The 25,476-nt window shown below is 51.0% G+C and carries 31 protein-coding genes; 28 read left to right on the top strand and 3 right to left on the bottom strand.

The features are described 5' to 3' along the window. The 13 genes from B3W37_RS04500 to aroH form a co-directional block, all read left to right on the top strand. Nucleotides 1–212 (top strand): heterodisulfide reductase-related iron-sulfur binding cluster (locus B3W37_RS04500; protein WP_483174906.1); only part of this gene is annotated, 212 nt, incomplete at its 5' end. A gap of 261 nt (nt 213–473) precedes the next feature. After that, complete coding sequence (locus B3W37_RS04495; RefSeq protein ID WP_483168858.1) at nt 474–1,190, top strand: pseudouridine synthase; 717 nt, start codon at nt 474–476, stop codon at nt 1,188–1,190. Beyond that, a complete protein-coding gene (locus B3W37_RS04490; protein ID WP_483174937.1) occupies nt 1,130–2,155 on the top strand; it encodes a nicotinate-nucleotide--dimethylbenzimidazole phosphoribosyltransferase in 1,026 nt (341 codons plus the stop codon). The genes B3W37_RS04495 and B3W37_RS04490 overlap by 61 nt, the downstream gene beginning before the upstream one ends. 24 nt (nt 2,156–2,179) lie before the next feature. Then, complete coding sequence (locus B3W37_RS04485) at nt 2,180–2,608, top strand: hypothetical protein (protein ID WP_481040404.1); 429 nt, start codon at nt 2,180–2,182, stop codon at nt 2,606–2,608. A gap of 16 nt (nt 2,609–2,624) precedes the next feature. Next, nucleotides 2,625–3,470, top strand: a complete 846-nt coding sequence (locus tag B3W37_RS04480; RefSeq protein ID WP_483168860.1) for an HDOD domain-containing protein — start codon at nt 2,625–2,627, stop codon at nt 3,468–3,470. A gap of 342 nt (nt 3,471–3,812) precedes the next feature. Continuing rightward, the gene (locus B3W37_RS04475; RefSeq protein WP_483168861.1) at nt 3,813–4,322 is read left to right on the top strand and encodes a hypothetical protein; all 510 of its coding nucleotides are present in this window, start codon (nt 3,813–3,815) and stop codon (nt 4,320–4,322) included. A 21-nt stretch (nt 4,323–4,343) separates the two neighbouring features. Continuing rightward, a complete protein-coding gene (locus B3W37_RS04470) occupies nt 4,344–4,559 on the top strand; it encodes a 4Fe-4S binding protein (RefSeq protein ID WP_481040398.1) in 216 nt (71 codons plus the stop codon). A gap of 4 nt (nt 4,560–4,563) precedes the next feature. Continuing rightward, complete coding sequence (locus B3W37_RS04465) at nt 4,564–5,625, top strand: 3-methyl-2-oxobutanoate dehydrogenase subunit VorB (RefSeq protein ID WP_483174905.1); 1,062 nt, start codon at nt 4,564–4,566, stop codon at nt 5,623–5,625. Then, nucleotides 5,622–6,365, top strand: coding sequence for a thiamine pyrophosphate-dependent enzyme (locus B3W37_RS04460; protein WP_481040394.1), 744 nt, complete (start codon nt 5,622–5,624; stop codon nt 6,363–6,365). The genes B3W37_RS04465 and B3W37_RS04460 overlap by 4 nt, the downstream gene beginning before the upstream one ends. 1 nt (nt 6,366) lies before the next feature. Then, nucleotides 6,367–6,921 carry a 2-oxoacid:acceptor oxidoreductase family protein gene (locus B3W37_RS04455; RefSeq protein ID WP_481040392.1) on the top strand — a complete coding sequence of 185 codons (555 nt, stop codon included), beginning with the start codon at nt 6,367–6,369 and terminating at the stop codon, nt 6,919–6,921. A gap of 413 nt (nt 6,922–7,334) precedes the next feature. After that, a complete protein-coding gene (locus B3W37_RS04450) occupies nt 7,335–7,820 on the top strand; it encodes a hypothetical protein (RefSeq protein ID WP_481040390.1) in 486 nt (161 codons plus the stop codon). Nucleotides 7,821–7,848: 28 nt separating this feature from the next. Then, complete coding sequence (locus tag B3W37_RS04445; protein WP_483168863.1) at nt 7,849–8,265, top strand: HutP family protein; 417 nt, start codon at nt 7,849–7,851, stop codon at nt 8,263–8,265. A 23-nt stretch (nt 8,266–8,288) separates the two neighbouring features. Next, nucleotides 8,289–8,651, top strand: coding sequence for a chorismate mutase (aroH, locus tag B3W37_RS04440; protein WP_483168864.1), 363 nt, complete (start codon nt 8,289–8,291; stop codon nt 8,649–8,651). On the opposite strand, the gene B3W37_RS04435 is transcribed toward aroH, so the two are convergent. Beyond that, nucleotides 8,652–9,068: a secondary thiamine-phosphate synthase enzyme YjbQ gene (locus B3W37_RS04435; RefSeq protein ID WP_483168865.1), complete on the bottom strand. Its 417-nt coding sequence runs from the start codon at nt 9,066–9,068 to the stop codon at nt 8,652–8,654. It abuts the gene before it with no gap. After that, the gene (locus B3W37_RS04430; RefSeq protein ID WP_483174904.1) at nt 9,049–9,924 is read right to left on the bottom strand and encodes a carbon-nitrogen hydrolase family protein; all 876 of its coding nucleotides are present in this window, start codon (nt 9,922–9,924) and stop codon (nt 9,049–9,051) included. The genes B3W37_RS04435 and B3W37_RS04430 overlap by 20 nt, the downstream gene beginning before the upstream one ends. A 173-nt stretch (nt 9,925–10,097) precedes the next feature. On the opposite strand from B3W37_RS04430, the gene aroF (B3W37_RS04425) reads away from it, so the two are divergent. Further along, on the top strand, nt 10,098–10,940 hold the full coding sequence (gene aroF / locus B3W37_RS04425; protein ID WP_483174903.1) for a 3-deoxy-7-phosphoheptulonate synthase: 843 nt from the start codon (nt 10,098–10,100) through the stop codon (nt 10,938–10,940). Between the two features lie 136 nt (nt 10,941–11,076). On the opposite strand, the gene B3W37_RS04420 is transcribed toward aroF (B3W37_RS04425), so the two are convergent. After that, the gene (locus B3W37_RS04420) at nt 11,077–11,736 is read right to left on the bottom strand and encodes a CBS and ACT domain-containing protein (protein WP_483174902.1); all 660 of its coding nucleotides are present in this window, start codon (nt 11,734–11,736) and stop codon (nt 11,077–11,079) included. 302 nt (nt 11,737–12,038) lie between these two features. Between B3W37_RS04420 and B3W37_RS04415 the strand changes: the two genes are divergently transcribed. The 14 genes from B3W37_RS04415 to B3W37_RS04350 all read left to right on the top strand — a co-directional run. Then, nucleotides 12,039–13,223, top strand: a complete 1,185-nt coding sequence (locus B3W37_RS04415; protein WP_483174901.1) for an ABC transporter substrate-binding protein — start codon at nt 12,039–12,041, stop codon at nt 13,221–13,223. 158 nt (nt 13,224–13,381) lie between these two features. Then, nucleotides 13,382–14,257 (top strand): branched-chain amino acid ABC transporter permease, encoded by an 876-nt coding sequence (locus B3W37_RS04410; protein ID WP_481040374.1) that lies wholly within the window; start codon nt 13,382–13,384, stop codon nt 14,255–14,257. Next, nucleotides 14,258–15,154: a branched-chain amino acid ABC transporter permease gene (locus B3W37_RS04405; RefSeq protein WP_481040372.1), complete on the top strand. Its 897-nt coding sequence runs from the start codon at nt 14,258–14,260 to the stop codon at nt 15,152–15,154. Further along, nucleotides 15,142–15,906 carry an ABC transporter ATP-binding protein gene (locus B3W37_RS04400; RefSeq protein WP_481040370.1) on the top strand — a complete coding sequence of 255 codons (765 nt, stop codon included), beginning with the start codon at nt 15,142–15,144 and terminating at the stop codon, nt 15,904–15,906. Before B3W37_RS04405 ends, B3W37_RS04400 begins: the two co-directional genes overlap by 13 nt. Beyond that, a complete protein-coding gene (locus B3W37_RS04395) occupies nt 15,903–16,760 on the top strand; it encodes a DMT family transporter (RefSeq protein ID WP_483174900.1) in 858 nt (285 codons plus the stop codon). The genes B3W37_RS04400 and B3W37_RS04395 overlap by 4 nt, the downstream gene beginning before the upstream one ends. 347 nt (nt 16,761–17,107) lie before the next feature. Continuing rightward, a complete protein-coding gene (gene aroF, locus B3W37_RS04390) occupies nt 17,108–18,142 on the top strand; it encodes a 3-deoxy-7-phosphoheptulonate synthase (RefSeq protein ID WP_483168869.1) in 1,035 nt (344 codons plus the stop codon). Further along, nucleotides 18,135–19,214, top strand: a complete 1,080-nt coding sequence (locus B3W37_RS04385) for a prephenate dehydrogenase/arogenate dehydrogenase family protein (RefSeq protein WP_483174899.1) — start codon at nt 18,135–18,137, stop codon at nt 19,212–19,214. The genes aroF (B3W37_RS04390) and B3W37_RS04385 overlap by 8 nt, the downstream gene beginning before the upstream one ends. Before the next feature lie 13 nt (nt 19,215–19,227). After that, complete coding sequence (aroA, locus tag B3W37_RS04380) at nt 19,228–20,520, top strand: 3-phosphoshikimate 1-carboxyvinyltransferase (protein WP_483174898.1); 1,293 nt, start codon at nt 19,228–19,230, stop codon at nt 20,518–20,520. A gap of 85 nt (nt 20,521–20,605) precedes the next feature. Next, nucleotides 20,606–21,262 (top strand): (d)CMP kinase, encoded by a 657-nt coding sequence (gene cmk / locus B3W37_RS04375; RefSeq protein ID WP_483174897.1) that lies wholly within the window; start codon nt 20,606–20,608, stop codon nt 21,260–21,262. Nucleotide 21,263: 1 nt separating this feature from the next. Continuing rightward, nucleotides 21,264–21,857, top strand: coding sequence for a lysophospholipid acyltransferase family protein (locus B3W37_RS04370; RefSeq protein ID WP_483168874.1), 594 nt, complete (start codon nt 21,264–21,266; stop codon nt 21,855–21,857). A 55-nt stretch (nt 21,858–21,912) separates the two neighbouring features. After that, nucleotides 21,913–23,904 carry a bifunctional 4-hydroxy-3-methylbut-2-enyl diphosphate reductase/30S ribosomal protein S1 gene (locus B3W37_RS04365; protein ID WP_483168875.1) on the top strand — a complete coding sequence of 664 codons (1,992 nt, stop codon included), beginning with the start codon at nt 21,913–21,915 and terminating at the stop codon, nt 23,902–23,904. A 20-nt stretch (nt 23,905–23,924) separates the two neighbouring features. Next, nucleotides 23,925–24,140 (top strand): FmdB family zinc ribbon protein, encoded by a 216-nt coding sequence (locus B3W37_RS04360; protein WP_483174896.1) that lies wholly within the window; start codon nt 23,925–23,927, stop codon nt 24,138–24,140. Between the two features lie 53 nt (nt 24,141–24,193). Next, the gene (mobA, locus tag B3W37_RS04355; RefSeq protein ID WP_483174894.1) at nt 24,194–24,781 is read left to right on the top strand and encodes a molybdenum cofactor guanylyltransferase; all 588 of its coding nucleotides are present in this window, start codon (nt 24,194–24,196) and stop codon (nt 24,779–24,781) included. Between the two features lie 92 nt (nt 24,782–24,873). Next, on the top strand, nt 24,874–25,476 hold a 603-nt coding region (locus B3W37_RS04350; protein ID WP_483174893.1), incomplete at its 3' end, for a beta/alpha barrel domain-containing protein.

Here is a 25,476-nt window from a genome sequence, read left to right as displayed (position 1 = left end):
GGATGTGGCTGGAAGAACATGCTGTGGAAGGATACAAACGCATCAATGATACCAGAACCGATCAGCTGCTGGAACCCAATCCGGAAATGATCATCACCAACTGCCCGTTCTGTCTGACCATGATCTCAGACGGCGTGAAAGGTGCTGAAGCCGAGGAACAGACCAAGGTCTTTGACGTGGCTGAAGTGGTCTGGCAGTCAATGAGCAAATAAATACAATATGTAATTATCTGCAGAACCCCTCTAAAAGAGGGGTTCTTTTTTTCGGAATGAAACCCTGGCCCAGGCCATTTTTATTTTAAGGATGTCCGGGTTATAATTATTAGCATGGTATGATTGAGTTCGCAATGCCGGAATAACAGGTAAACTTATTTTATGCCTTCAAAGTCGTCCTTACCTTAAATTAAGGACCACAAGCAGGGACACCATTGATGCTGATCATTCCGGAAGTAATCCGCTCTGGGGGAAGTGATTATGAGACTGGCCAAGTATATTGCAGACAGCGGCCTGGCTTCAAGGCGCCGGGCTGAAGAGCTTATTGCCGGAGGCCTGGTCACGGTAAATGGCGTCACGATCTCCAGAGTTGGCGTCAATGTTGACCCCCAATGTGACCGGGTGAGTGTGAATGGCCAAATGATCGAACCCGTTGCCAGGGTTTATCTGCTGCTCAATAAACCCCGCGGTTGTCTGAGCAGCGTGGGAGATCCCCATGGCAGGTCTACAGTGGTTGACCTGGTTAAGGATGCTGCGGCCAGAGTCTATCCGGTAGGGCGCCTCGATTTGGATACGGAAGGGCTTTTGCTCATGACCAATGATGGAGAATTTATGAATCTCATGATCCATCCCCGCTACCACATACCGAAAACTTATCAGGCCTGGGTCACAGGTATGGTTGGGGATCAAGAACTGGAAGACCTCCGCAAGGGAATCAGGCTGGAAGATGGTATGACCCAACCGGCCCTAGCCAAACTGGTGCGGGTTGGGAATGACCGTTCACTGGTGGAATTAGTGTTGTATGAAGGCCGCAAGCGTCAGGTAAAACGCATGTTCAAAGCCATAGGGCACCCGGTGTTGGCCTTAAAGCGGACCGCTCTGGGTTTTTTGACCCTGCAAGGGGTGGCCCCCGGAAAATACCGCCGCTTGCAGGACGAAGAAGTAGACCGGTTGATTGCCATGGCCCGGGGCACATAATTATCAGCACCGGACTGAGTCTAAAAAACCGCGGCAAATCTAAGGAGGAAGCCCCGACGCTTGATATCTTAGAACCCCAGAATGCCTGGGGCCGTTTAAACATAATCGGAGAACGCATCCAGAAACTCGATTCATACCGTTACGGTCTGGTCATTTTCGCGGCGGATCACGGTATCAGCACCGAAGCGGTCAGTCTTTACGCTCCCCTGAAAACCAGTATGCTGGCCGAACAGCACCTGCGGGGAGTCGCCCCCACCAGCCGTCTGCTTACGCGCTTGCAGCGCCCGGAGTTGATAGTTGACGTGGGTTTGTATAACGAAATAGAGGTTTCCGAAATGCTTATATCAAGCAAAGTGTGCCATGGAAGCAGGCATTTCATATATGAGGACGGCCTTAGCCCGGAAGAGGCAACTGCGGCCTTGGACTGCGGGGCTAGAATTTATAAGGAAAAGATTGGAGACGGTTTTGATATAATAGGAGTTGGTGAACTGGGCATCGCCAATACTCTCTGCGCAGCCGCCGTAGCCGCTGCGGTTACCGGAATAAATCCAGATCAATTGGTAGGCCGCGGGTCGACCGACCATAAAGTAATTGCCAAAAAAACCGAAATAATCTATAGAGCCTTTGAACACAGGCTTCCTGATTCCAACCATCTGACTGATATTCTGGCTCGTTTTGGCGGCCTGGAAATCGCAGCTTTGACAGGGTTTATGGTTGAGGCTTGCAGGGATGGCAAATTGGTGATGCTGGACGGATATGTGACAGCAGTGGCAGCTCTCCTGGCTAACCTTCTAGATGATCAAGTTTCATCCTGCCTGATTGCGCCCAGTTTATCAGATCAAAGAGGCCATCAGCTGGTTCTGGATAAAATTGGCCTGGAGGCAGTGTTTAATCTGGGAATCAACTATGGAGAAGGTCTGGCAGCGGCCCTGGGCATGTTCCTGGGGGAAATCATGATGCAATAAATATTAATGATGGGAGGCCTGACATTGATCCGATTGAAAGTGCGCTTCGATTATATCGCCGAGGGCAAAACCAGCCGGCGGTTTTTTGCTGCTAAAAACAGCGACGAACAGGCCGAAGAACTGCGGCAGCATAAAATTGCTCTGATACGGAATGTGCCGGTTCAAGGAGTAAATATCGAAGAGATTGATATGAGCATGGAGATATATACCATTTTCGATGAATTTACCAACCGTCTTTCCACCTGCGCGCCGGTTACTATCACTTTTTCGGTAGAAAGCCTGGAAGACGCCATTAAATTCATTATGAAAGATGAGTTCCGCACCATTGAGGTCTTAGATCCTGCCGAGTTGAATTTGAGCCGTCTTGAGGTGGCAAGGTTGTTCTCAAAAATAAACGAAGGTCTGCAAAGTTACCGGGTATACTTGGAAAAGAAAATTGATAATTGGAAATAACCGGTGGAGGTTAAGAATGGCTAGATTCAGCATGAATTATATCATGGACGCAGTGAATGATTTGCCCGCTTTGCCACAAATGGCTTGTAAAATCATGGATTTGACCGATGATCCCCGGGCAACGGCTCAGGATGTTGGCAACGCCATCAGCCAGGATCAAGGCCTGACCTCTAAAGTCTTACGTATGGCCAATAGTGCATACTATGGGTATTCACGTCAAGTCGCCACTGCAGCAGAGGCCACCGTTCTGCTGGGGTTTGCTACCATCCGCAGCGTGGTTCTGGCGGCTTCTATGAACGATATCCTGTGCCGGGAATTGACCGGTTATGCTTTAGGGCCGGGAGACCTGTGGAAGCATTCCTACGGCACTGCCATGGCCTCACGATATATTGCCAAAAGGAGCCGCTATAAAGCTATTGAAGTTGCTTATACCGCAGGTTTGCTGCACGATATCGGCAAAGTGATTCTAAACAAGGTTATGAACGAGATCTATCAAGATGTGGTAGAAGAAGCTATTCAGAAGCAGATATCATTTCTAGAAGCCGAAAACCGGGTTCTGGGCTTTAACCATGCGGTAATCGGATCCGGGTTAGCCCGTAAATGGAAGTTTCCTGCAGATATAGTTGAAGCGATAGCTTTTCACCACAATCCCGGCGAGGCTGAGAAAGACCGGTTTTTGACCGCCTTTGTACATATTTCTGATGCCCTTTGTTCCTCCATGGGCCTGGGGGTGGGAGCCGATGGCATGTTATATCCGGTGTCAAAAAGCGCCATGGAGCTTTTAGGCTTAGGCGGGAAGGATATCGAAATGATTACCGATGAAATTTCTGATGTCATTATCGAGCTGCAACGGGGAATGTAAAGCCCTATCTGTCTTTACGCCGAGCGACTTCAAATCAAAGGATTAATAGAGGGATATAATTACTTGAAGAATGAAGCGGCGAGGATTCCGGTATCCTTGCCGCTTAACCATTTCTTAACATAAAACTCATTGTTTTGTGAGTGGATTCTCTATTATAATGTACAGTATATAATTTTGTAGAAGGGCTGGGTTAGGGGAATTATTACAGTATTTGCCGGTGCTTTTGGCAGCGGTAAGAGTGAGATAGCTGTAAACTATGCGATAGAGTGCGCGCAGCAAAACATTGCTACAATACTGGCTGATCTGGATCTGGCCAACCCTTATTTTGTATCCCGTGATACCGTGAGGGTTCTCAATCAGTACAATATTGAGCTGATGGCTCCTGACAATACTTTGGCCTATGGGGATGTTCCCAATCTTCCCCCTGGTATTATCGGCACTCTTAGGCGGAATTTGAATACTGTAGTTGATCTTGCGGGCGACAAAGCCGGAGCCCTGGTGTTGGGGTATCTGACTAGATTCATCAATCCTTCCTATTTTCGCCTCTATATGGTCATTAATCCATACCGTCCCTTTTCTTGGGAAATACAGGATATTGCAGATCTTAAAACCATGCTGGAGGGGTTCGCGCAGCACCCGGTTTCCGGTATAATAAGCAATCCGCACCTGGTTGAGGACAGTGATTTTGGGGTAATTGTAGAGGGGCACCGGCACGTGCAGGATATTTCTTCTGCATTGGGCCTTCCCCTGACTCAGCTGGTAGTTACTGATACCTTTTATCAAGAAGCACGCCTTCAATTTGGTGATATAGTTAAGCAGATACATCTTTATTTAAGGCCTGAATGGTTGTAGGGTTGTGAGGAGGAATGCAGGTTGGCCAGGGGAGTGGTTACTTTTTCCAGCGACCGCTGTAAAGCTTGCGGGCTGTGTATATTATTCTGCCCCAAGCAGATCATGGGCTTCGATAAGACCAGTATCAATATACTGGGCTATCATCCGGTAAGCCTGGTTAAACCAGAGGATTGCAACGGATGCGGCATCTGTGCGGTGATGTGTCCTGATCTGGTTATTGAGGTGGGGAGGGAGTAAGCCTATGCAGCGAGTTTTGATGAAAGGGAATGAAGCGATCGCCGAGGGGGCTATAAGAGCCGGATGCAAGGGATTCTTTGGCTATCCCATCACCCCTTCCAGTGAAATAGCCGAATATATGGCCAGGAAAATGCCCACTATCGGGGGGATTTTTGTACAGGCCGAAAGTGAATTGGCTGCCATCAATATGGTCTACGGGGGAGCCTCTACCGGTTTTCGGGTAATGACCGCCTCATCGGGTCCGGGCATCAGCCTTAAACAGGAAGGCATTTCGTTTTTGGCAGAAGGGGAGTTGCCCTGCCTGATCGTGGACATTAGCCGGGGAGGACCCGGATTGGGAGGAATACAGCCCTCCCAGGCCGACTATTTTCAGGCTACCCGCGGCGGCGGCCATGGCGATTATTTTATCATTGTGCTGGCGCCCTCCAGCGCGCAGGAAATGATGGATCTGACCATGCTGGCATTTGACCTGGCTGACAGCTACCGCATTCCGGTAATGCTACTGGCCGAAGGAACCCTGGGCAACCTGATAGAGCCGGTAGTATTGCGGGATCCCGTCACCGAATTCATAGAAAAGCCATGGGCCATCACCGGCTGTAAAGGACGCCAACCCAATATTGTGAACACCTTGCACCTGCCGGTGGAGACCCTGCAAAAAAGAAATCAACATTTAAACGATAAATACCAGTCCATTAAAGCCAATGAAGTGAGATATGAAGAATACCTGAGCGGCGATGCCGATTTGATAGTAGTGGCATACGGAATCATGGCCCGGATTGTCAAAAAAGCCGTATGGAACGCCCGCCAGGAAGGTGTGAAGACCGGTCTGATACGGCCCATAACCCTATGGCCTTATCCGTATGAAGCTATAGCAGCCTTATCCAAAACCTGCACAGCCATGGTTTCGGTTGAGATAAGCAGCTCAGGGCAGATGATCCAGGATATTCAACTGGCAGCGCAAGGCCGGGTGCCGGTGCATTTTATCGGCGAGATAGGCCGGACGCCCAATCCCGAAGAGATTACCCAGCAATTGCTGCTCATTGCGGAAAGGGAGGGCTTGAAATGAAAATGATTGCGCAGAAGCCCGAGAGTTTGACCGGTGCCCAATATCACTACTGTCCGGGCTGTTCACATGGCATCATTCACCGGCTGGTGGCTGAAGTTATGGATGAATTAAACATACGCGAAGAGACCATCGGTATTTGTCCGGTGGGTTGTTCAGTGTTGGCCTACGAATATTTTAATTGTGACATGCTGGAAGCCGCTCATGGCCGGGCTCCGGCTATAGCCACAGCCATAAAGCGCCTCTTGCCGGATCGCTATCTGTTTACCTACCAGGGCGACGGCGACCTGGCTTCTATCGGCATGGGGGAAATCGTGCACGCTTCACTGCGCGGGGAGAAAATCACCACTATCTTCGTTAATAATACGCTGTATGGAATGACCGGCGGGCAAATGGCTCCTACCACTCTTCTGGGGCAGGTGACCACTACTTCGCCTTACGGCCGCAAGGCTGAGATCGAAGGGTATCCCGCCAAGATGTGTGAATTGTTGTCACACAATGAAGGTTCAGCTTATATCTGCCGCACCGCAGTCAACAATCCGGCCAATGTCATCAAGACTAAAAAGGCTATAAAAAAAGCTTTCCAGACTCAGGCCAAAGGCCTTGGTTTCAGCATGGTGGAGGTTCTGTCCGCCTGCCCCACCAATTGGGGTTTGAGCCCGGCCGATTCATTGAAATGGATGGAAGAGCATATGATACCATATTATCCGCTGGGAGAATTCAAGGTGAAGGGAGAACAGTAGAATGGCACAAGAACAACAGGTTTTATTTGCAGGATTCGGAGGACAGGGAGTCATTTCAATGGGCCAGTTTCTAACTCACCTGGCCATGCATACCGGCAAGGAGGTCTCATGTGCTCTATCCTATGGGGCTGAAATGCGCGGCGGCACCGCCAACTGCCTGGTGACCATAAGTGATGAGGAGATTAGTTCACCGTTGACTGAAAATCCCATGACCGCGATTATTATGAATCGTCCCTCACTGGACCGATTTGAAGATAAAGTCAAACCCCACGGCACTTTGGTCTTGAACTCGTCTATGGTCGACAGGCTGCCGGCCCGTGACGATGTGGAAGTCTTACAGATGCCGGTAAACCTGATTGCCGACCAACTCGGGACGGCACGGGTTGCCAACATGGTTTTGCTGGGCGCTTTTGTAGAAAAACAAGGATTAATGGACATCGATAAAGCCTTGGACTACCTGGAGGTGGTGTTCAAAGGCAAAAAAGAAGCCGTTATCGCCAAGAACAAAGAAGCTTTTCTGGTCGGGGTGGAATACGCCCGCAAAGAATGGAAGTAAGATCTAAAACCAGTACGTGGGAAGAAGTTCGAGACAACAAGAGGGGGACGAAGCCTGATCCCTTTTCTATACTTTAGCTTAAAAACAAAGCCCTGGTAATGTGCTGCATGTCAAATGCCGTAATTCACCAGGGCTATTCGCTTATCAGACAACCGACTATTTATGAAAAGCTGCCGAGCGGCTATTTCATTAAGGATCCGCCGGTAGGAAGTACAGTCCTGCCGAAGGCAGGGTTCAATATTATTGCTGATGATAGGAATTTTAATCCAATAAGGCATAATAAAACAAACTTGTAAATTATTTTAAGTTATCAACTGTTGCAGGCCCCCGAGGTCTTGATGACATCAGAATATGGATAAATGCATTGAACCGGGCATAAGATAGAGGAGAATGATTCCGGGGAGATGTGTTTTATGCGAAATTTTTTTGAAAAAGTTGAGCGCAGTTTGATCCGGGTTATTGTGATCGCCCTGGTGGCTTTAGTGGTGGTCCAAGGGGTCATGACCAATGATCAGGCGCGTTTTTACCTGAGTTGGTCGGAACGGATGGAAGGTCAGGCTTTAAACCTGGAGGAAGAGGAACTGGCGGCAGCACCGGGCGATGCTTCACAGGTGGCAGTCTCTCCGCAGGCTTTATTGACACTGGGCATAAAGGATTTTAATTCCCTGCCCAAGGCTAAAGTACTGGTCAACGGAAAGGAGTACGGTTTCTTCAATAGTGCTCAAGTGGAATTGAAAGTAAATCCCCAGGATGTGGTGGAGATAGACTCTACCGCCTACAATTTCCCGGTAGAATACCAGGTCATAAGCCGCTCCCCCAATCTGGCATATCCGCGCCAGGGGCAGGCTTATACTGCCAATCAAAGTATGGTAATGGTAGGGAAAATTATAGTAAAATAAATGTACATTAATTTAGGGTGGGATGAATATGGAGATCGGTAGCAAGGAAGTAGCCAGCGCGGCCATCCGCATGGCCTTATCTTCTTCCCGCCAGGAAGAAAGCCAGTTAAAAAAAGAACTGTTGGAAAAAGTACATATCAAGGCCGTGGCGGTAGACTACGGCGGCGAATTCGTGACCTCAGTCGGCAAAATCGTGGAACGGGCCGTAGTGGCCGCCAAAAGGGAAGGGGTAATCAAAGACGCCCATGCTGACGAAGGCGCAGTAGCGGGTGCCACCCGCGAAGCCATAGCTCAGATAATGCCCAAGGCGCTGGGCCTGAATGTAGGCGGCAAGATAGGTATAGCCAGGTTTGGCGACCATATAAGTGTCGCCTTGTTTTTTGGCATCGGATTGTTACATCTCGATGAGGTCAGTATTGGCCTGGGGCATAGAGCCGTATCATAGTAACGGGAAGGCGGAAGATCTAAATGCAGGTAAGAGGGATAAGGGGCGCCATCACCATCGAGGAGGACGACAAAAGCCGGGTATTAGCAGCGACTCAGGAACTCCTTTCCGCTATGCAGGCGGCCAATGATTTTCTGCCTGAGGATATTGCCAGTATTCTATTTACGGTAACTTCGGATATACGCTCGGCGTTCCCGGCTGAAGCGGCTCGTTTAATGGGCTGGAATTGCGTACCCCTGCTCTGTTTCCAGGAAATAGAGGTGCCTGGTTCTATACCCCGCTGTATCCGGGTCTTGATACATATCAACACCACTAAGGCCCAAGGGGATATAAAGCACACCTACCTGGGTGAAGCCCGGGCTCTGCGCCGGGATCTGGCGGATTGATCACTCGCCCAAAACCTTGATAATCACCCGCTTTTCTCTTTGGCCGTCAAACTCGGCATAAAAGATTTCCTGCCATGGCCCCAAATCCAGCCTGCCTTTGGTTACCGGCACAATAACCTGATGATGTACCAGGATGCTCTTGAGGTGCGCATCGCCGTTTTTCTCCCCGGTACGGTGATGCAGATAGTCGGGACCTGTGGGCGCCAGGCCTTCCAGGAGATGGGCTATGTCGGTCAGTATACCGCTTTCATTATCGTTCACAAATACTCCGGCGGTGATGTGCATGGCACTCACCAGCACCATGCCCTCCTCAATGCCGCATTTTGAGCAAGCCGCTTGGACCCGATCGGTGATACGGATATACTCATGTCTGCGTTTGGTATTAAACCACAGGTATTCAGTGTGGGATTTCATCATCAGCGCTCCTTTCTTTTACAACACCGGCATCTTTGGCAACTATCTCATAGAGGTCGGTGCGGCGCTGCCTCAAAACCGGCAGCTCAGTGCGCACCTGTCGCACCGCCTCCGGGTCTAAATAGCCGAAGATAATCTCTTCGTCTCGATCGGCCTGAGCCATTATCTGACCCCAGGGATCGACTATCACTGAATGCCCCCAGGCCTGATAGGAGGCTTCCTCATCCCGGGCAGGGGAGCAGGCCAATACATAGGCCTGACTGTCAACAGCCCGGCTGCGCATAAGCAAGTCCCAGTGCAGGGGACCGGTGGTTAAATTGAATGCTGCCGGGACAATCAGCAAATCTGCTCCGGCCAGTACAGCCAGGCGGGCCATTTCCGGGAAGCGAATATCATAGCAGATTAAAACCGCGGCCTTGAAGCCGTATAAATTAAATAATGTGACATTCTGCCCGGGTGACAGGGTACGGGATTCTTGAAAACTGATTTTTCCGGGGATATTTACATCGAATAGATGAACCTTGCGATGCTTGGCCAGGAGTACGCCGTTTTTGTCAAATACCAGAGAGGTATTGAACAAACGGCCCTGGGCCTCCCTCTCGATGATTGATCCTCCCACAATGGCTGTCTGGCATTCCCGGGCTATATCCGCCAGGGCCAGACTGCTGGGGCCGGGTATGGGTTCGGCATACTGCTCGAAAAGCGCGGCCTGGTAAGGGGCGTTGAAAATTTCAGGCAGGATGATGAGCTCCGCCCCGGACTGCACCGCTTGCTCTGCGAAATTCCGTGCAGTCTGCAGATTGAGTTTTTTATCGGCTGTCACCTTCATTTGGCACAGGGCCACCCGTATTGTTTTCACCGCCTTAACCCCCTTGAGTATGTTAATAATCAATATAGCACAAAATACCGTCGTTTATTAATAAGAGGCGGCCTAACCTTTCACCTCTAAGCAAAACTCAGGCCAAGCTGCAGAAAACCATTCGAATAATAGCCCTGGTTTGATATACTATTTTCGTATGGAGGCTCAGCACAATGAAACCATTTCAATTAGCATCGCGGGAATACTGCGCATCTGACACCGTAATAACTATCGCCGCCCCCGCCGGGAAAGTATATGTCGGTGAGGGGTATTGCACTGTCATTGCCGGACCCTGCGCGGTTGAGAATCGGCCCGACTACCTCAATCTGGCCCATCGCCTCAAGGAGATGGGCGCGGATATTCTGCGCGGCGGGCTGTTTAAACCCCGCACCTCCCCTTATTCTTTTCAAGGTCTGGGCCGCAGCGGGGTTGATATCCTGGTTCAAGCCCGGCAGGAAACGGGTCTGCCGGTGATTACCGAGATTATGGATATTCGGGATCTGGACATCCTTTACGCCAATATAGACATTCTGCAGGTGGGCAGCCGTAATATGCAGAACTATTCGCTTCTGGAGGAACTGGGCAAGCTGGATAAACCGATAATGCTGAAACGGGGGTTGTCGGCTACTATCGAAGAATGGCTGCTGGCAGCCGAGTATGTGCTGAAAGGCGGCAACAAACAAATCATCCTCTGCGAGCGGGGGATACGAACTTTTGAGACCTATACGCGCAACACCGTTGATATCGGGGCGGTACCCCTGGTTAAACAGTTGACCCACCTGCCTATAATTGTCGATCCCAGTCACGCCACCGGCAAGTGGAAAATGGTCAGGCCCATAGCCAGCGCGGCTGTCGCTGCAGGTGCTGACGGAGTAATGGTGGAGGTGCACCAGGATCCTGACCGGGCCCTGTCAGACGGCAAACAATCCTTAACCCCCGAAAATTTTGCTAAAATGACGTCACAATTGATTAAGCATGCCCAGATAAATCTTAAACAGCCCGCTACAGCACCTTAGGCTTAAATGATATTTGATTAAAAAGTAAGCCGGGGGCTTGTTTTAATATACCTTGAACAGGCTATTGCCGGTCAGCAATGATGACCGGCAATCTTGAAACCGCTGACCTTCCTAAATAACCAAGACATTTGTAGGCTTATTCCGCCTGATCGCTGACTATAACTGATTCTATTTGGAAGCCCTTGGCACGAAGAGCTTTAACTACCGGTTCATAGTCGAGTTCCTCGATGCGCAGGATGACTTTGTATTTATCCAAGCCGGCGTCATAATATACTACGGTGTTGATGATATTGATTCCCCGGGAAGCCATCAGACCGGTTATTTCAGCCAGGCTGCCCGGCCCTTCCGGTATCAGGGTGTCTATCCGGGTGTGGGGGCGCTTCACCCCCAGAATGTCGACCAGGGCACGGAAAAGGTCGGTTTCAGTTATGATTCCCACCAGATCCTGGCCTTCCATAACCGGCAGGCCGCTGATCTGATGCTGCAGCATGAGTTTGGCCGCGGTTTCAATATAAGTCTGCGGGGTAACCGTGATCACCTTTTGGTGAACCGGGAAAATGTCTTTGACCTTGGTCCTGGCCAGGAGGTAGTTCAACTCGTGAATACTGAGGCTGGTGGCAGCGGACGGAGCAGCCTGGTTCAAATCGCTCAGGGTGATTATGCCCGCCAGTTTCCCTTGGTCTAAAACCGGAAGCCGGCGTATGTCCTTTTCCTTCATTATGCGGAAAGCCTCGTTGACATTGGCATTAAGGTCGATGGTGAGCACATCGGTTGACATGATATCTTTGACCTTCAATTGTACACCTCCCTAATCCTGGACGTTTCAGTGTCCTGATTTTTCCCTAAAAGCCGGGTTGATAGTCCTTTTTGAATACCCTGGACATCATTAGTCCATTTAACTACCGGGTTGCTAATTCTTATTCTAAACCAGCTTATGGTTTCCCTGCCTATATCGGGATTGATATAGCGATGTTGCATGTTTATATAGATTAAGCAGGAATTCTGCAGAATTATGGGGAATATATTTATCTGTTGCACTGGCGGGGAAGGGGGAGAACTTTGACGCCGCAACAAGAAAACGAATAGGGAGGAATCTGTATGAAAAGAAAAACCGCGAGAAACTGGGCTCTGGTGCTATGCCTGGTCATGCTGGTTGCTCTGCTGCCCGGATGCGGAAAGAACGAAGCGCCGGCCCCGGCTGCTGACACCATCAAACTCGGCTTTTTAGGGGCCAAGACCGTTAATAACGCCAACTACGGCATACCCGGAGAAAAGGGTATGAAGATGGCTATCGAAGAGATCAATGCCAAGGGCGGAGTTCTGGGTAAAAAGCTCGAAGGCATATACGAGGACAACAAAGGCGATTCCCGTGAAATATCCAATATCGCCACTAGATACGCTACAGTTGATAAGGTCTCCGCCATGATCGGCGACCCGGCTACCGGTCTGACCAAGATCGCCGCCGACATTGCCCAGAAGAACCAGGTGGTTATCTTTTCCGCAGGGGCTACCGGTACTGAGGTAGTGGAGATCGGCGACTTTGTATTCCGCAACACCCTGTTGGATAAGTTCGCCGCTCCCTCAGTAGTGGACTGGATGATCAACACCAAGGGCTGGAACAATATCGCTATCATCACTTCTATGAACAACGGCTACAGCACTGCATTAACACCGGTATTCAAGACCGCTATCCAGGAAAAAGGCGGCAACATCGTCTTGGAAGAGTCCATCAATGACAAAGAAACCGATTTCACCGCACAGGTAACCAAGCTGAAACAAGCCAAACCCCAGGTCCTGGTATTTACCGGCTATTACACCGAAGCTGCTCTGATCATGCTGGAAGCTCAGAAGCAGGGAGTAGACATCGTCATGGTTGGCGGTGATGGCCTGTATGGGGAAGATCTTAAGAAATTAGGCGGCAAAGCGGTTGAAGAGAAGGTCATCTTCTACGCCGGCTTCTCTGCCGACCAGCCCAGCCCGGAAACCGACGCTTTTATCAAAGCTTACCGGGCCAAGTACAATGAAGATCCGGACATGTTTTCCGCCCAGTACTATGACGCCGTGATGATTATTGCCCAGGCTATGGAGAAAGCTCAGAGCAGTGATCCCAAAGTGTTCAAGGCTGAATTGGCAAAACTTCAGGATTATCCGGGTGTTTCAGGCAAAACCACCTTCCTTCCCGACCGTGAACCGCTCAAGAGCCCGGTTTTCCTGTTAACCGTAAAGGGTGATAAATTCCCGGCATTGCTGGAGAAGATTCCCACCAGCGCACCCCAACAATAAGGAACCATACCCTGGTGGCCCGGTTTTACCGGGCTGCCAGTTTGTTCTTAAGCCCCCTTGGCCCATAGATGAACCTGGTGGCAGAAATTGCTTATGGAGCCTGCCACTATGTTGATGTATGGTCTAATAGGGACAAGTAAAAGCAAAGGAAACAAACTATGTTATGGCAGCAATTGCTTAACGGCCTTACCCTGGGCAGTACCTATGCCTTAATCGCTCTCGGGTATACCATGGTTTATGGCATCGTACAATTAATAAATTTTGCCCATGGCGAAATTTATATGGTAGGGGCTTTCGTAGGTCTGGTCCTGGTCACGGTCTGGGATGTTAACCTGGGGGTGGCTATGGTGGGGGCTATGGCGGTCTGCATGCTTTTGGGAGTATTGGTGGAGAGGATCGCCTACCGGCCTCTGCGGGGTAAATCATCCCGCCTCTCGCCTTTGATCAGTGCCTTGGGGGCATCCATTTTCCTGTCCACCCTGATGGCTTTGATCGCCGGGGTGAACACCCGGCGCTACCCGGCGATTATGGACTTGAGTTCATTTTCATGGGGGCCGGTGCAGGTTTCTTCCATGCAGGTCATAATATTGCTGGTTTCTGCGTTATTGATGATCGGGCTGCAATTTATGGTGCGGAAGACCCGCATCGGCAAAGCCATGCGGGCTTGTTCGCAGGATCTCGACGCCGCCGCTTTGATGGGGATCAATGTTAACCGGGTCATTTCCTACACCTTCGCTATCGGATCAGCCCTGGCCGCTGCCGGAGGGGTAATGGTAGGCGTTTATTATAACGCGGTATGGCCTTATATGGGAACCATGGCAGGTCTTAAAGCCTTTGCCGCCGCTGTTCTGGGCGGAATCGGTTCCATACCCGGCGCCATGCTGGGAGGCCTTACCCTGGGGGTCCTGGAAATCATGGGGGTAGCTTACATTTCTTCTTCCTTTAAAGATGCCATTGCTTTCGGCATCTTGATTCTGGTACTGATCCTTCGGCCCCAAGGCATATTAGGAGAAAAAATCAGCAAAAAGGTATAGGTGAAACTCTTGGAGCAATGGATTACGGGAATTATCGATCCTTACTACTTGCGCATTATAATCCTCATGGGGATTAACATCATTATAGCCCTGGGATTAAATATCACCACTGGTGTTACCGGGCAATTGTCCATGGGACACGCCGGATTTATGAGCATAGGGGCTTATACCTCAGCTATTTTGACCCTAAAACTGGGCTGGCCTTTCTGGCTGACACTCCTGGCAGGAGCAGCCGTGGCGGCTCTGTTCGGATTTGTTATAGGATTGCCCGCTCTGCGACTGGAGGGCGATTACCTGGCAATTGTCACCATTGGCTTTGCTGAGATCGTGAGGGTGTTCTTTCTAAATTTTGAACCGGGGGGCAAGGCGGTAGGACTATCGGGCATACCCCAGGAGACTTCTTTCAGCCTGGTTTTAATCATTACCATCTTGGTGGTTTTCTTCTCTCAGCGATTATTGTCGTCACGCATCGGTAAAGCCATGTATGCCATACGGGAAAATGAGATCGCGGCCGAGGCCTGCGGCATCAATACCACCCATCTGAAGGTCCTCTCCTTTGTTCTGGGGGCTTTTCTAGGCGGATTAGGCGGCGCTCTGTATGCCCATTATATGTATTATATCAGTCCTCAGGATTTTGATTTTATGCGCTCCATCGAGGTACTCAACATGGTGGTTTTGGGTGGATTAGGGAGCATACCCGGAGCTATTCTGGGGGCGGCCATCCTTACCATACTGCCGGAGATGCTGCGGGTGGTGGCTGAATACCGCATGCTCTTTTATGGCGCTTTGCTGGTTATCCTGATGATCTTCCGACCTAACGGACTCCTGGGAGATATCCGCCTCTATGACCTGGTCAAACCCAAGCGGGAGAAAGAGGTGAAACCATGCCGGTCCTAGAATTGCAGGGCGTCAGTCAGGAGTTTGGAGGCCTTCGGGCTCTGGACGGCATTGATATGAAGGTGGAGCACAATACCATCTTCGGCATCATCGGACCTAATGGCGCCGGGAAAACCACCCTTTTCAACGTAATAACCGGCATTTATACCCCTACCGAAGGGAGCCTGATTTTCCGCGACACCCCTATAGCCTCCTTATCCTCGCACAAGGTGGCCCGGCTGGGGATCGGGCGGACTTTCCAAAATATTCGCCTCTTCAACCGGCTGTCAGTTTTGGATAACGTCAAGGTGGCAGCCAATTGGAACCGCTCCGCGGGCTTGTTGGCCAGCCTCCTGGGAATGCCGGCTTACGTCCGCGAACAGAAGCAATGCAGCACCAAAGCTGAAGAACTCATCACCATGATGGGCCTTTATGAAAAAAGAAGGGAATATGCCCAAAGCCTTTCCTACGGCGAGCAGCGGCGACTGGAAATCGCCCGGGCTTTGGCTTCCAATCCCTGCCTCCTGCTCCTGGATGAACCTGCGGCCGGGATGAACAGCTCTGAGAAGCTCGAGTTAATGGATCTTATATGGAAAATTAGGGACGATATGCAGCTCACCATTCTGCTGGTGGAACATGATATGCATCTGGTGATGAATATCTGTGAGCAGATCGCCGTCCTGGATTACGGACGCAAGATAGCCGAAGGCGACCCGGAGCAGATAAAGAGCGACCCCCGGGTGATACAATCTTATCTAGGGGTGGAACAATGAAAACCGCCCCGGTTTATGCGGCGATTTTCTTCGGTGTTTTGTGCATGTCGACCTCCTCCATAATGATCCGCTGGTGTTCGGCGCCAGCTCTGGTTATAGCCTTATACCGCCTGGCCGCCACTACCGGCCTTTCCGCAGTTATTAATGGACGGAAGCCGCTTTCAATAAGCGGACTTTCCCGCCGGGATATCATTTTAATGGCCTTATCAGGCCTTTTTTTGGCTTTGCATTTAGCCTTCTGGATCAGCTCGCTTGACTATACCAGCATTTCCAGTTCAGTCTTATTCACCAATCTACAAGTCATTTTTGTTTTGGTCTTTTCCACCTTCATATTAAAAGAGAGATTAAACCGCTGGGCTATCCTGGGGGTGGTATTAGCCCTGACAGGATCAGGAGTTATTGTCGGCGGAGACCTGGGCCAGGGCCGTTTGCTGGGGGATATGCTGGCTCTGGCCAGCGGTTTTTTCGTGGCGGTATACTTTCTCTTAGGCCGTCAGCTCAGGTCCCGGGTAGCCGCCCTGGATTATACCCTGGTGGTATCCTCTGTTGCCGCCGTGATTGTCTTATTTGTGGCGGTGTTTATGCAATTGCCCTTAACCGGATATCCGGCGGTTGATTGGCTGCTTTTTGCCTTAATGGGATTAGGCCCCGGACTGGGGGGGCACGCAGTGCTTAACTGGGCCTTGAAATTCGTTAAAGCACCGGTGGTGGCGGTTTCCATTCTGGGCGAATCGGTCATGGCCAGTATACTGGGGTGGTTCATTTTCAATGAAGCCTTGCTCTGGTATCAACTGACCGGTGGCGCCGTTATCTTAATGGGAATCTACCTGGCGGCGGTCAACGAAAGCAAATGACCCCCTGAGGGAGACCCAGGGGATATGACTATCGCTCGGTTAGAAGTGCCTGTATTATCTCTGACCCGAGTCTGATGAAGATGTCGGGAATCGTTTGGGGTTATAGCAAGCGCAGCCATGGTGACGAAGACAACTCTGCCTTTGTCCCTGGCTGCTTTTGCCATTGTAGATTTGACTTGATCTTGGCGGGGTGTTTGAGGTATTCTTGATATTGTAGTAAGGTAGGATGCCCTCAAAAACATTGTAGTATGGCAGGATGGTGGGAATAACGACAATGGATCGACCATTGGCGATATGCCAATGGTTTCTGTTTTTCTCTCCTCCACGCTGTGTAAGGAGGTTTTTTTATGATTATCGTAATGGAGAAAAACGCAGGGCCCGAATTGATTGAACAAGTTGAAATCAAGCTGAAGGAGCGCCATTTCCAGGTGCACCTCTCCCATGGGGTGGAACGAACCATTATAGGCGCGGTAGGCAATCGGACCCAGGAGGATTTGGATCTATTTGAAACCCTTTGCGGAGTTGAAAGGGTGGTTCCTATTGTTCAACCCTTTAAGCTGGCATCGCGGGAGTTTAAACAAGAGACCGTCATTAAAGTAAAGGGCTGTCAATTGGGAGGCGGTTCTTTGACGGTCATCGCAGGTCCCTGCGCAGTGGAAGGTGAAGAAAAATATCTGCAAGTAGCGCATACGGTTAAAGCTGCAGGTGCGGCAATGCTGCGCGGCGGGGCCTTTAAACCCCGCACATCGCCGTACTCTTTTCAGGGTATGGAAGTAGCCGGCCTGAAGATCCTGGCCGAAGCCGGCAGGCAAACCGGGCTGCCTGTTGTCACCGAGGTCATGGATCCCCGCCATATAGAAACCATAGCCGAGTACGTCGATATACTGCAGGTCGGAGCGCGGAATATGCAGAACTTCTTTCTGCTCCGGGAGCTTGGTAAAGTCGGGAAACCAGTCATGTTAAAGCGGGGGCCCTCAGCCACCATTGAAGAATGGATCATGGCCGCCGAATACATCATATCCAGCGGCAATCCGCAGGTAATTATGTGTGAACGCGGCATCCGCAGTTTTGAGTCTTATACCCGCAATACCCTGGACCTGAGTGCGGTGCCGATTATAAAGCATTTGACCCATCTGCCGGTAGTAGTTGATCCCAGCCACGGCACCGGAAAATGGCGCTTGGTGGAGCCCATGGCCCTGGCGGCGGTAGGCGCGGGCTGTGACGGCTTGATGATCGAGGTGCACCAGAATCCCAGCGAAGCCTGGTCTGACGGACCTCAATCTCTTACCCCGGACAGATTCAAGGGCTTGATGACAAAACTGCGGCAAATGACTGCTGCCCTGAGCATCGAACTGGAAGGTGGCGATCGGGAAGATGGCTGAGAAAATACTCATAATCGGCCTGGGCTTGATCGGCGGATCATTGGGTTTGGCTTTGCAGGGCTCCGCCCTGGTACAACGCATAACCGGCCTGGACTCCCAGCAGGATGCAGTGAAGCAGGCCATTGCCATTGGCGCCATACAGGAAAGTCCCCCGCTGGATGAAGCCGTGTCTCGGGCCAGTGTTATATTCCTCTGTACGCCGATGGCCGCTTATGCGCAAATTCTACAGGACATCATGCCGTTTGTCAGGCCGGGAACCTTGATTACTGATGTGGGCAGCACCAAGATGAAGGTGCAGGCTTTGTTTTCCGGGCTTCCCGCAGACGTATGCGGTATTGGCGGTCATCCTATGGCAGGTGCAGAGATCGCTGGAATTCAGGGGGCCGATCGTTACCTTTATGAAAACGCAGTATATGTACTGACCCCGGCTGCAGATACGCCCCGGCCGGCTATAGACCGTTTGAGCGGTCTTATAGGAGAGACCGGGGCCAAGGTGCATATCATGGAGGCCAGGCTGCATGACCGGATAGTGGCCCAGGTCAGCCATGTACCTCACTTGGCTGCGGCGGCGCTGCTGAATGTCACCAGGGGAGACCGGCAGGCTATGATGATGGCTGCCGGCGGTTTTCGCGACACCACCCGGGTAGCTTCAGGCAACCCGGGTCTATGGGAGGATATTGTTTTATCCAATCGAAAGTATATAATTGCAGAGCTGGATAAGCTGATAAGCGAACTGCAAGCTATGCAAAGAGCAGTGGCGGATGGAGACCGGATACGGTTGCGGGCCGGCCTGGAGCAGGCCCGCAAAATCAGGGCACAGATTCCCCACCTGCAGCGCACTTACCTGGGGGAGTCTACTGATATCGTGTGTATCGTACCGGATAAACCCGGGGTGATAGGACAATTAGGAAATATTTTGGGAAGTTGTCAGGTAAATATTATGGACTTGGAAATCCTAAGAATCAGAGAAGGCGATGGCGGGACGATACGCATCAGTGTACCTGATGATGATGCGGCGCTAAGGGCAGTCGAAGCCCTGAGCCGGCAGCATATCAAGGCCTGGATGAAGTGAGGAGGTTAAGGTAGTGGAAATCAAGCTCAGCCAATGCAAAGCCTTGCGGGGAGAGATAAGGGTCAGCGCAGACAAATCGATATCTCACCGGACCCTTATTTTTTCAGCCCTGGCCCGGGGCAGGAGCAGTGTACAGAATTTCCTTCAAGCCCAGGACACTCTGTCAACCTGCAGATGTCTAGGCCAATTGGGGGTCGATATCCGGACCGAGAAGCAGAGCCTGATTATATCCGGAAAGGGCTGGGAGGGTTTAAAGGAAGCCGAGGATGTATTGGACTGCGGCAATTCCGGAACCACTATGCGCCTCCTGTCCGGATTGCTGGCGGGACTTCCCTTTTTTTCAGTTTTAAGTGGGGACCGCTCCCTGCGCCAGCGGCCGATGCGACGGGTTATGGAGCCTTTGCGGATGATGGGCGCGACCTTATATGCCAGACAAAACGGTCTGGCTCCTTTAGTGGTCATAGGCGGGAGCCTGGCCGGCATTGAATACCAGCTGCCGGTAGCCAGCGCCCAGCTTAAAACAGCCCTGCTGCTGGCCGGGCTGCAGGCCGAAGGGAAAACCGTCTTGCGGGAAGTGCAGCCTTCCCGGGATCACAGCGAACGAATGCTGTCCGCCATGGGAGCCGACCTCATTGTGAAGCCGGGGAGCGTCACCCTCAACCCGGGTAAAACTTTAGAACCCCAACAGTTTCTGGTTCCCGGGGATATCTCTTCAGCGGCTTTTTTCTTGGTGGCAGCTTCCATTGTGCCCGGGTCGGAGCTTATGATCCGCGACGTCGGCGTCAATCCTACCAGGGCCGGTGTTATTGAGGTTTTAGACGCCATGGGAGCCGATATAATCATGGAGAACCGCAGAACGGTGGGGGGTGAGCCGGTTGCGGACCTGCTGGTCAAAAGCGCCCCGCTGCGTGGCACCGTAATTGACGGCAGGATGATGCCAAAGCTGATAGACGAAGTTCCGGTGCTTGCCGTGGCCATGGCAGCAGCTGATGGTGAATCCCGGGTCGAGGATGCCGGGGAATTGCGAGTAAAAGAATCAGATCGCCTGGCAGCTATATGCAGCGAGCTTAATAAAATGGGGGCTTGTGTTGAAGAAATGCCTCAGGGTTTGACCATTACCGGCCGGCCGGAATCGCTCCGGGGAGCTGAAGTGCATGGTTTCGGCGACCACCGCATCGCTATGAGCCTGGCCGTAGCCGCGCTTGTAGCCCGCGGAGAAACAGTGCTGAAGGGCGCTGAAGTAGTTGACATCTCCTTCCCGCAATTCTGGCCGCTGCTGGAGGGCCTCACCACTAAATGTTTATAAACCGCGGTCAAAAACTTTAGTGCAAGGTGTCGCAGCGGTTTGAGGTATGCTAAAATAGAGACGAGCATACATGGGTGGTAAACGAATGAAGATAGCGATTGATGGTCCGGCTGGTGCTGGCAAAAGCACCGTGGCGCGGAGATTGGCCCGTGAACTGAACTTTACTTATGTTGATACCGGTGCAATGTATCGAGCCCTCACTTTGAAAGTCCTGCAACAAGGTATTGATCTGAATGACTCCAGCCTGCTGCAACAGATGGCGGAAACCACTGATATTCACTTCGAAACCCAATCAGATGGCCAAGTAATAATCAGCGATGGGGTAGATGTTACCAGTCTAATTCGTTCGCCACGGGTTGGTGAGGCAGTTTCAATCGTATCAGCTCATCCCGGGGTGAGAAAAGTCATGGTTAAACTCCAGCAAGCCATGGCCCGGAGCTGTTCAGTGGTCATGGATGGACGGGATATCGGGGAATATGTGCTTCCCGATGCCGACTATAAATTCTTCCTTACCGCCAGTATTGAAGAACGAGCCCAGCGCCGGGTGCGGGAAATGGAAATGCGCGGCTATAGGGCCGATCTCGACGCGGTGCGGGAGGAGATCATAAAAAGGGATCAGATCGATTCCCAGCGTCCGGTAGGGACCTTACGGATTTTGCCGGATCATATTATGCTGGATACCAGTAAAATGACTGAAGATGAGGTTCTACATACCATTAAGATGAAGATTCGGGGGGCGTAAAATGTTTTACGCACTCATCAGGGGTTTTTTGAAAATCTTTTTGCTGATTCTTGGTTTGAAAGTCGAGGGATTACATAACCTACCCAAAAAAGGACCAGTTATCGTCGCTGCCAACCATGTCAGCAACTGGGATCCCATCCTGGTGGGTGTGGCTTTATCGCGTCCCGTCCATTTTATGGCCAAAGCGGAATTATTTCAAAATGTTCTATTAAGAGCTATCTGTCGGGGCTTAAACGCCTTTCCGGTGCAGAGAGGGGCAGCGGATCGAAATGCCATAAGGCAGGCCCTGGAAATGCTCGAAGCTGGTGAAATCTTAGGGATTTTCCCCGAAGGCGCCCGGCGCAAAGTTGTTGCCCAGACCAGCATTCAGCCTGGTGTGGCTATGCTGGCCATGAAGAGCAGAGCAGCGGTGGTTCCGGTGGCGATTACCGGTACAGAAGGATGGTTTCCCTGCGGCTGGTTTCGGCCCTTAAAGGTGCGAGTCGGTCACCCTCTGGATCTGACGGCTTATTACCATGAAAAGTACAGTTCTGCCCTTCTGGGGAAAATGAGTGAGGAGATTATGGCGCAAATTAATATACTTTTATGTAAATAAAGAAGGATTTATCCAAGATTTTTCGAATTTATTATATATTTGCGGGGTAAATCGATTGCAGGTCCAATTAGCCAACCATGCCGGTTTCTGTGCGGGGGTTAAGCGGGCGGTGAGAATCGCTGCAGAGGCTTGTTTCCCAGATGGATGCTTTACCCTGGGCCCGTTGGTTCACAATCAAGCCGTGGTGGAACAATTGGCCCAACAGGGTATTGACCCGGTGAATAATGTCGACCAGTTGCAACCTGGACAAAAGCTGGTCATCCGCTCGCATGGCTGCTCGCCACAGGTTATCGACCGGGCACGTCACCGGGACATTGTGGTAGTAGATGCCACTTGCCCGAGGGTTGCCAGGATACAGCAGCTGGTTGCCGAACTGGATGAACAAGGGTATAATGTGGTAATATTTGGGGATGCCGAACATCCTGAAGTACAGGGCATTTTAGGATGGTGTGAAGCCGCCCGGGTGGTAAAAGACCGGTTTGAGGCCGAACTTTTGCCCGGTATGGATAAGGTTGGGGTGGTTTCCCAGACCACTAAGGAATCCCGGGATTATTACCGGGCTGTTGAAGGGATTCTGCCCAAGGCCAGCGAGTTAAGAGTCTTTAACACCATATGCTCGGCTACCGCTAATAGAATTAAGGAAGCCCGCGAACTAAGCGGTCGGGTTGACTTAATGATAGTAATCGGTGATGCCCATAGTTCTAATACAGCCACTCTTGTTAAAGAGTGTTTAAATACCGGGGTTACGACCTACAGAGTGCAAAAGGCGTCAGAGATCCAGCCTGACTGGTTTCAAAACGCCGCGAAAGTCGGTATAACTGCAGGTGCTTCTACTCCGGATTGGATTATTAAGGAGGTAATGAGTAGGATGACAGGTTATGACGAAGAAAGGGAAGATCAGAATCAAGCCGGAGAGAAGCCAGGCAACGAAGAATCTTTTGCCAAACTTGAGGCTGAAATGGCAGGACTTGCAACTCCCAGCAGGGGAGAAGTGATAAAGGGCACGGTCGTTCAAGTGTTGGATGATGAAGTGATGGTTGATGTCGGTGGCAAATCTGAAGGCGTGATTCCGCTTCGCGAGATGTCCTTAAAGGATGTCGGCTCAGCCCGTGAACTGGTTCAGGTTGGGGACGAAATTGAAGTCCTGGTTCTTAAATGGGATGATGATGGCACCATCCTCCTGTCCAAGAAAAAGGTGGATTTCAAAAAGACCCTGGATGAATTGGAAATTGCTTTCAATGAAAAACGACCGGTGCAAGGCACGGTGGTGGAAAGCGTAAAAGGCGGACTCCTGGCGGATGTAGGTGTGGTTGGATTTCTGCCTGCATCCCATGTGGACGACGGCTATGTAAAGAATCTGGACGATTACATCGGACAGACCATGCTGTTCAACATCATCGAGTTCAACCGCAACAAACGCCGGGGCTCACAGGTGGTTTTATCCCGCCGGGAACTGGTCTTGGAGGAGAAGAACCGCCAGAAGGCCGAATTCTGGCAGAACATTGCTGAAGGCCAAACCCGCACCGGCATTGTCAAACGCATCGTGGATTACGGGGCTTTTATTGACCTGGGCGGTTATGAAGGACTTTTACATGTCTCTGAACTAGATCACCGCCGGGTTGAACATCCTGCGGATATTCTCAGCGAAGGTAATGAGATTGAGGTCTACATCCTGGGCCTGGATCGTGACAAGGAAAGGGTGTCATTAAGCCGCAAGAAACTGCTTAAGAGCCCGTGGGAACTGGCTTTAGAAAAATATCACCAGGGTGATATCGTTGAGGGAACCGTGGTCAGAATAGCCCCCTTCGGCGCATTCGTTGAGTTGGATCCGGGCGTGGATGGATTGGTTCACATCTCCCAGTTGGCCGACTATCGGGTGGAAAAACCTGAAGATGTGGTCAAGGCCGGAGATCGGGTAATGGTGAAGATAATCAGCATTGATCCCAATGAAAAGCGGATTGGCTTGTCTGTCAAAGAAGCTAAAAATGAGCTTGATCAGGCTGATGTGGACCAATACCTGGAATCTCAGCCGGCGGATGACATTTAATAGTCCGGGTGGGGTGAACCATGCCGATATATGAATTCAAATGCAAGGATTGTCAACGGAACTTTGAGGTTTTAACCACAATTAAAAAGCGTGAAAACGTAAAATGTCCGGGGTGTCAGTCAGCCAATATTGAGGCGTTACTCTCTTCGTTCAGCACCCAATCATTTGGTGACAAAGGCGGGCCGGGGGCCTGCCAGGGCTGCAGCAACACCCATTGCGGCAACTTCCCGCGATAGATCAAGGGCTGCCAACGGCAGCCTTTTCTATTAAAATGTAAAGGAGTCCGTCGATGCCTGGTATAGCCATTCTATCAGGAGGACAGAGCTCACGGATGGGTATAAATAAGGCTTTGGCCAGCCTTAACGGCGCCAAGGTGATAGAATACATACTGGCCCGGCTTCAGCCCCGATTCGACGAGTTGCTTATTGTAACCAACGAACCGAAATTATTTGAGAAATACCCGGCCCGGGTGATAACCGATATTTATCCCCGTAAAGGCCCCATCGCCGGTATTCATGCCGCTTTGAAGACCACTTCCCAGGCGCAGCTTTTTGTACTTAGCTGTGATATGCCTTTTATCAATGCAGACGTGATCAATTACATGTTAGAGCGGGCTCAGGGTTATGATTCCGTGGTGCCGGTTCTGGGGGGGCGTCTGCAGCCTACTGCAGCGGTATATAATCAGAGCTGTCTTCCCCTGCTGATTGATTGTTTAGAAAAGGATAAGCTGAAATTAACCAGGATTTTTGAGGATCTCAATGCCCTATATCTGGATGAAACGGTATTTTCCTGTTTTGGGCAGGTCTCAGAACTGTTTTTTAATATTAACGATCCGGCCGCCCTGGAAAAAGCCAGAGAAATCGCAGGGAGGGGTTAACGATAAGGGCCAGGCGTAAAGAAGAGCATATTAATATCAGCAGCATATGCCAGGACGGACCCGTCAAGAACGGCTTTGATGAGGTATACCTGTTGCATCAGGCCATACCTGAACTCGATTTTGGCAAGATCGATCTCAGCCAGAATATTCTGGGTAAGTCTTTACAATACCCTTTGTTGCTTAATGCCATCACCGGCGGCACCGAAATATCCACTGATATCAACCGTGCCTTGGCCCTCCTGGCCCGGGATTTTGGGCTGGCTATGGCGGTTGGATCACAGGCCATAGCCTTGACAGACAGGGAAAGACGGCCTTCTTTTGCGGTGGTGAGGAAAGTTAACCCGCAAGGGGTGATATTGGCCAATATCAGCGCTTTGGCCAAACCGGAGGCGGCTATTGAGGCAGTTGACATGATTGAGGCCGACGCCCTGCAGCTGCACCTCAATGTACCCCAGGAGCTGGCCATGCGGGAAGGCGAAAGGGATTTTGCCGGGATGCTGGATAATATCAGCCGGATAGCGGCTCTGTCCCCGGTGCCGGTCATAGCCAAAGAGGTGGGTTTCGGTCTGTCTAAAGAGAGCGTCCAACTGCTTTTTTCCGCTGGAGTGAGTCTTTTCGATACCGGTGGTCAGGGCGGCACCAACTTCATCGTGATAGAGGATTTGCGCCAGGGCTGTTTTGGCAATGAACTCGAT

The organism is Syntrophomonas sp. UBA5494 (assembly GCF_002426325.1).
This window is presented reverse-complemented; position numbering and strand designations above follow the sequence as displayed.